General features: G+C 32.2%; 3 protein-coding genes. All 3 read left to right on the forward strand.

Translation table 11 applies throughout. The features are described from left to right. The coding region (locus V7149_RS17060) for a hypothetical protein (RefSeq protein WP_335346808.1) at positions 1 to 417 on the forward strand (417 nt) is incomplete at its 5' end. After that, positions 395 to 1,237 carry a hypothetical protein gene (locus V7149_RS17065; protein ID WP_335346809.1) on the forward strand — a complete coding sequence of 281 codons (843 nt, stop codon included), beginning with the start codon at positions 395 to 397 and terminating at the stop codon, positions 1,235 to 1,237. The genes V7149_RS17060 and V7149_RS17065, both read left to right, overlap by 23 nt. Beyond that, positions 1,215 to 1,526 (forward strand): metallophosphoesterase family protein (locus tag V7149_RS17070; protein ID WP_335346810.1); only part of this gene is annotated, 312 nt, incomplete at its 3' end. The genes V7149_RS17065 and V7149_RS17070, both read left to right, overlap by 23 nt.

Consider the following 1,526-nt stretch of genomic DNA (forward strand, 5'->3'; position numbering starts at 1 on the left):
TATAAATACTTCTCATTTGAAAAAATCAGCAAGGTATTTGACAGTATGACTAAAATGAGTGAAGAAGCGAAGGCAGTAAGAGGAGTAGATTTGAATAAGTTTCAATTACTTGATTTCATTTCTTTACTATTAATTGAACACTTTACAGACCTAAAGTTCTCAAATAATCTTAGAAACAAATTTAAGGAGTATGATTTACTTCTTAACTCTGATTACTACCCTTTAATTCTAAAGGGATTTGACAAAGTTGAAATTGAAAAGTTTTATTCTTATTTTACTGATAAGATCCAAATGGCACAAACAATGTTGTCACAAGGGAAAGAAATGCAGGAACAAATTAACGAGATTAATGCTAAGAAAAATACACTTTTCCCACAATCAGATGGTACTAAAGATGAACAAGTTGCAACTAATTAATTATCTCGAAGAATCCAGAAAAAACAATCTAAGTTCGGGGACGAAAGTCTCCGTTCTTCCTGATTATTTTAGGCAGCAGCTAATTGCAGATAAGGTAAATGAGATTATCCAAGAGTTAAATATTCAAAACTTCTTATTTCACGCAACAACTATGTCTGGTGCTATCGGTATCCATGAATCAGAAATGATAATACCAAGAAAGAATTATATTGCTGATGTCGTTAAACAGCATGGCGGACTTAGTTTTAAAGCTAATTCAATAACAGATGGTACACCTGAAAATATGATGATGGGAGAAAACATCTTTTCATTATCAGAAGTAATTAAACAACTTAAAGGCAAGCCAGGGAATGAAGAAAAGATATTAGAGTATGAGAGGAAAATACATGTTTTAAGTCAGCTTATAGATGAGAAACGCAAAATATATTTTCATGATTTACCCGATTTTACTTTCAAATGGGATGCGTCCAGTATCAACCTTTCTGATGATGGTTCAGTTCTAATTTGCATTAATCCTTCAAAGGTAAAACATAGGAAGAAATACTTCTACTTTGAGTATGTAGAGGATATTAAAATTCATGATAACAGCATTGTATATTACTTAGATGATGATTCTGAACAATACATAAAAGATTACGTCAGAAACAATGCTTATTACCAAACTTATGAGATTGTAGCATACGAGCCGATACCTATTGAAGATATAGACTATCTAATTGTATTTAACAAGCAGGACAAAGTATTTTTAATTGAAAATACTGGGAATGGTGAATATCAACTAATAAAGGAGCTAGGCTATGAAGCGAACGTTAGTAATTAGTGATATTCATGGTTGCCATGATGAGTTTGTAAAGCTATTAGATATAACTAAATACAACCCTACAGAAGATCAACTTATCTTATTAGGTGATTATATCGACAGGGGTAAGGATAGTAAGAAAGTAATTGATAAGGTTATGGAGCTAGTTTCAAATGGAGCAATTGCATTAAGAGGGAACCATGATGACTGGTTATTGTGTTTTTTATCAGATCCTGAAAAGACAGCCAGTTACCTTGCGGAAGGTGTTGGAGGATTTAATACGTTAATCAGCTACTTAGGATTAGATTAC

Origin of the sequence: Bacillus sp. JJ1503 (genome assembly GCF_036965125.1) — a bacterium.
Classification (GTDB): domain Bacteria; phylum Bacillota; class Bacilli; order Bacillales; family Cytobacillaceae; genus Cytobacillus.